Raw genomic sequence first — 5,137 nt, 5'->3', positions numbered from 1 at the left:
GTTCCCATACTCAACGAATGTGACATATACTCCACTTCCGACTTTAACTTGAAACTTACAAAAGAAGAATTTGAAAAATACGCAAATGAAAAAGAAAGAGTTTTTGGAATTCTGATTCTGAAGAATTCCACAGATTACATTATTGGAAGCTGCGATTTGTGCGGATGTAGCATAGATGCAGCATTCAAGCCTATTGAATCATCTGATTTTGACTTTTACAAAAAATTAAAAGAGATTATAGATGAAAAAATCATCTACTAATCATTTTCTTTTTTATTTCTTCCCACATCGCCTGCTCTTCACCACATCCGGTCATTATGACATATTCATAATCTGAGTTTCTGGCTAATTGATTCAACTTTTCGATTCTCACAGCCATTTCATCATAGCTTAATGGGTAGAAATCAGCATCAGGGAAATCCTGTTTTATTATTTCATAGTATTCCTTGGCCTTGTCTATTGACTTTCTGCCGGGAACGACAATGACATGTGCAGGATTCATGCTTTTGACGACTTCATAGTGGTCTTCAAAGATTTCCTCCTCGTTTTCATCGGGAGTTGTGTAGATGAACTCCAGAGGATTGTCTCCGACGAACTGCTTCATGAACATTGCATTGATTTTAAGAGCATCACCATTGTCTCCCTGGCCCAGACCGACATATTTACCACCGATGTCAACCACTTCAAATCTTCCAGGAGGAATGAATGACATGTCAAGGTTGTTGAAGACATCCTTGATGGTTGTTTCTATGTTTTCCACCTTAGGAGTGAATGTTGCATAAGCGGTAATTGAAGCTAAGGTATTGTAGATATTGTGGAATCCGAATGGGGGTACGTTGAGTTTTAAGTTAAATTTAACATTTTTTGCTGCAAAATAGTTGTACAAATCCCCTTCAATATCCAGTGTCCATCCGTCAGAGGCAAACTCTGCTGATGTGAGTTTCACGTTAGGTTCAGGACGGCTGAATCCGCATTCGCAGGTGTAGATTCCTCTGTGATTTAAATAAAAATGAGAATAGTTTAGAGGTTTTCCGCATTTAGGGCATTCTATTGTGTTGTCTCCTATATCCTCAATCAGGTCTGTTGCAATACCATAGTAGTTGACATTAACATCCCTACTTTTGTCAAGACCTATTAAAGCGGTTCTTGGATCGTCACAATTGGTGACAACAGCACCCTCTTTCATGCCTTCAGACAATAGCTTTTTAGCTTTATAGTAATCTTCAAAGGGATTTCTAACTCCTGCAACCTGAGTGTGCTCCTGTGAAATGGTAGTGTAGACCACACCGACAGGATTGATTAATCTCTGAACGGTATCAGGAATTCCATGTGCCAAATCACGAATTCCATATTCGAAAATTCCCAAATCGCCCTTTTGGCTTAAGAGTGCAGTTACGATTGAGTTCAGGATATTGTTCTCATGACTGCTTCTGATTTTGATGTCCTTTGACATCAGCTTTATCAGAAGGGTTGTTGTGGTTGTCTTACCGTTGGTTCCGGTAATCAGAACAGATCCCAATTTCAAATCAGAAGCCAATTTAGGTATGGATTCCTGACCTCCTATTTTTGTAAAGACATGCCCGGGATATGTTCCACCGCTGCCCGGTCCGTACTTTGCAAGTTGACATGCAACTTTTCCAGATAATTTTGCAATATTAAATTTAAAAAAACTAACCATGATTAATATATTGTAAAATTAAGATATATAAAAATTATTATCTTGAAAATTAAAAATAAAAAAATAGTTTTTTGAAAAATAAAGAAAAAATAATAATCCAAATTAGTTGGTAGTTGGATTATTAATGGTTGTTTGCGGAACCTTTTCTGCAACTTTTGAACCGATGTTTTTCATCTTTTCAATGAGTTTGTCCTTTTTGGAACCGCTGATTAATATGTTTTCCAAGACATCACTTAAGGTTTCGGTCGGAATGATTTCAATCATTTCCTCATATTTCTTCTCAATCATGACGTCTTTAAGGTTGGATTTTGGAATAAGTACCTTTTTCATTCCGGCTTCGGCTGCAGCTTCGATTTTTGCTGTCGCTCCACCGATTGGCATGACGTCTCCACGGACATTAAGTGAACCTGTCAGAGCCACTGTCTGGTCGATTGGAATTTCCTCTACAGCTGAAATAACCGCAGTTGCGATACTTACACTTGCTGAGTCACCTTCAACACCATCGTAGGTCTGGATGAACTGGACATGAATGTCGTAATCGGAAATGTTCTTGTTGGTGTATTTCTTGATTAATGCGCTTACGTTCTGTACGGATTCCTGAGCGATTTCACCCAACTTACCTGTAGCGATAATCTGACCACCGTTTTTGGATTGTGTCGGAGCGGCTTCAGCTGCAATTGGGGAAACGATACCGCTTCTATCACCTATTACTGCAAGGCCGTTTACAAGACCGATTTTACCACCTTCAGCAGACACCATACTGTAGTCTTTTCTTTGGATAATTGACCTATCAGCAATTTGCTGTTCAAGGGTTCTTGCGAATTTTTTGGCCTCTACAACATGTGCTGCAGTTACAAGGTCTGCGCCTTTTTCAATGGCCACGTCACCAGCTGATCTGACAAGACCTCCCAAATCCCTTAGTCTTAAGGTTAAGGCGTTCTGTTTGCCTGACCTTCTTTTTGCTTCCATGATGATTTCATCCAATGCGTCAGGTGCGAAGTGAGGGATTCTTCCATCGTTTTTGACTTCCTGAGCTACGAACTGGACAAGTTTTTCACGGTTTTCGGTTGTATCCTCCATGTAATCCTTCATGAATACTTCATAACCGTATCCTCTGATTCTTGACCTCATTGCGATGTGCATTCCTTCCAATACCTGAAGGTTTCCTGATGCCACAAGCACAAAGTCACATGGAACTGCCTGTGACCTTACCATTGCACCGCTTGAGTTTTCGCTTTGACCAGTGATTGCATATTTTTTCTCTTGCATTGCAGATAGGAGTTCCTGTTGGGTTTTCATGCTCATTGTACCGATTTCGTCAATGTATAAAACTCCACGGTTTGCCTTGTGAATCATACCTGCTTCCACACGTTCGTGTGCAGGAGTTCCCAATCCTCCTGATTGGTATGGGTCGTGGCGAACGTCACCGAGCAATGCACCTGCGTGAGCACCGGTTGCATCCATGAATGGTGCGAATCTTGACTCTTCATTATTCACCAATAATTTTGGAGCCATTGTGGTATTCTTAGGCTTGATTTGAATTGATATGAGTAAAATTAATGCCGCAGCAATAATGGATTCCAATAACCTTCCATACATGAATCCAATAACCAATATTCCACCGATTGCAAACATTGTAATAATTGTTTTTCTCTCTTCATGGCCTTTTGCAGATCCTTTGGTAGCCTTTACGATTTTTTTACCTTCTCCGGCAGGAACTGTCCTGACCAGAGGATGGTTGTTGTCTTCCATGTTAGGATAGACTAGAACATCCTGAAGGACTTCATGAGGCAATATCTGTGCCATACCTTTTGCAAGCATTGATTTACCTACGCCAGGGTCTCCAATAAGCAAAACATTCCTTCTTTGCTTTGCCGCTTTTTTAATTGTCTCGATGGACTCTTCATGTCCAATGACCTGATCAATTAATAAAGGTGGAACTTCAATATCCTGTGAGCTTTTTATGTTATCATAATCCAACATATGTTTATTTTCTTCACCGGAACTTTCTACCGGTTCAACAACTATGTCTTGAGAATCTTCAACTGATTCCTTTTCATCAAATTTCATTAAATGACCTCACTTCTCTAAATAAATTCACCATTATAAAATTAAGTTTCATATACTATTTAATATTATTTAAATTTAGGATATATAAAAAGGTTTCTATTTTAGTAAATTAAAGTTACTAAAAGATTTAAATTTTTGAATTCATTTGCTCTCGCGACATACTTATTTTCATGTTTTTCATTAAATAGCTACTGCATCAATAATTAATTTAACCATGTTTTCGGCACCTATGCCTATGGACATTAAAAGCATGATGACTGCGATAGCGAATATAACAATCCAAATTTTAGCATTCCACTTTAAAACTTTAATTCCATCTAATGTATAGAAAGGCAACAAGTTAAATGTAGCCAAAAAGCTGTTGACTGAAAATCCAATGGTGCAGATTAGATATATCAGTGTAAAAATATCTGAAATGGGTTTTAAAGGAAATATCAATGCTGCAATTGCTATGGATATCAATGCAAGAACCATATTTGCCATTGGTCCTGCAATTGCAATTTTGCCGTTTATTTCATCACTGATATTGTCTGCATAGGTCTGAACGAAACCTGGAAAGGCAAATACAATTCCTATGAATGCTGAAGCAAATGTTATCAATAATCCCAATGGCCATGCCTTGAATTCAGCCTGGTATCCGTATTTGACTGCCACGAATTTGGCTCCAAGCTCGCGCACCAAAGATCCAATAGCTACACCCACCATAACAATCGGCAAAACGGAAATGAACGTATGTAGATTTAATTGCGCATTTGATATTGCAAAAGATATGCTGAGCACGACAAATGCAATAATCAAATCCCTTTTTTCATTTCGTGTAAAGGTTAACATAATATTGATTCCTCAAATCCATTATTAAAAATTATTTGAATTAACCATCTTTTAAAGTTAATATGACTCTTTTAACAGAAATCTATGTATTTAATTATATTCCAACTCATATTTACGAATTTGTTTGAAAATAATTAAATTTATTTATACGCCTAAAACATAGTTATAAATATGAATACGAATAGGTTTGAAACTTTTTATGATGCAGTTTTGGCAATTGTTATAACAATTTTGGTGTTGAAGATTCCCCAACCATTGGGTCCTCAATGGGGAGCCGTTTTTTCAAATTCCTTGAATCTGACAACATATTTCATAGTGTTTTTGGCAATTATCAATATCTGGTACAGCAATCAGAATCTGTTCCAGCATATCGATTCCATCAATAACAAATCTCTAATTGCATACGGGTTTTCAATTTTTCTATTTTCACTATTCCCTTATTTTGCATCATGGCTTTCATTGAACCTGTATTCCTTAACTGCCGAAACAATTTTTGGACTGATCATGATTTTTGCAAATATTTCACACATCATATCAGTGGTCGTGGTCTTTGGAGCC

Annotated in this window: 4 protein-coding genes and 1 pseudogene; 2 read left to right on the top strand and 3 right to left on the bottom strand. The window is 37.6% G+C overall.

Annotated features, from left to right (window positions below; genetic code table 11):
• Positions 1 to 261 (top strand): annotated as a pseudogene (locus Q0W26_RS11260) (hypothetical protein); the annotation flags it as partial.
• Here Q0W26_RS11260 and Q0W26_RS11255 read toward each other — a convergent pair.
• From Q0W26_RS11255 to Q0W26_RS11245, 3 genes are all read right to left on the bottom strand, one after another.
• The gene (locus Q0W26_RS11255) at positions 251 to 1,678 is read right to left on the bottom strand and encodes a Mur ligase family protein (RefSeq protein ID WP_298525442.1); all 1,428 of its coding nucleotides are present in this window, start codon (positions 1,676 to 1,678) and stop codon (positions 251 to 253) included. The pseudogene Q0W26_RS11260 and the gene Q0W26_RS11255 sit on opposite strands and share 11 nt — an antisense overlap.
• 102 nt (positions 1,679 to 1,780) lie before the next feature.
• Complete coding sequence (gene lonB, locus Q0W26_RS11250) at positions 1,781 to 3,661, bottom strand: ATP-dependent protease LonB (RefSeq protein WP_298525445.1); 1,881 nt, start codon at positions 3,659 to 3,661, stop codon at positions 1,781 to 1,783.
• Positions 3,662 to 3,928: 267 nt separating this feature from the next.
• Positions 3,929 to 4,579: a site-2 protease family protein gene (locus Q0W26_RS11245; protein ID WP_298525439.1), complete on the bottom strand. Its 651-nt coding sequence runs from the start codon at positions 4,577 to 4,579 to the stop codon at positions 3,929 to 3,931.
• A gap of 171 nt (positions 4,580 to 4,750) precedes the next feature.
• Here Q0W26_RS11245 and Q0W26_RS11240 point away from each other — a divergent pair.
• Positions 4,751 to 5,137 (top strand): TMEM175 family protein (locus tag Q0W26_RS11240; protein WP_298525437.1); only part of this gene is annotated, 387 nt, incomplete at its 3' end.

The sequence above is a fragment of the uncultured Methanobrevibacter sp. genome (assembly GCF_947169325.1).
Taxonomy (GTDB): Archaea; Methanobacteriota; Methanobacteria; order Methanobacteriales; family Methanobacteriaceae; genus Methanocatella.
The sequence above is the reverse complement of the archived record's forward strand: the minus strand, read 5'-3'. Positions and strand labels throughout refer to the sequence as shown.

Excerpts from the sequence above, each read along its gene's own strand:
- Q0W26_RS11255 (WP_298525442.1), bottom strand. The coding sequence starts at position 1,678 with ATGGTTAGTTTTTTTAAATTTAATATTGCAAAATTATCTGGAAAAGTT.
- lonB (WP_298525445.1), bottom strand. The coding sequence starts at position 3,661 with ATGTTGGATTATGATAACATAAAAAGCTCACAGGATATTGAAGTTCCA.
- Q0W26_RS11245 (WP_298525439.1), bottom strand. The coding sequence starts at position 4,579 with ATGTTAACCTTTACACGAAATGAAAAAAGGGATTTGATTATTGCATTT.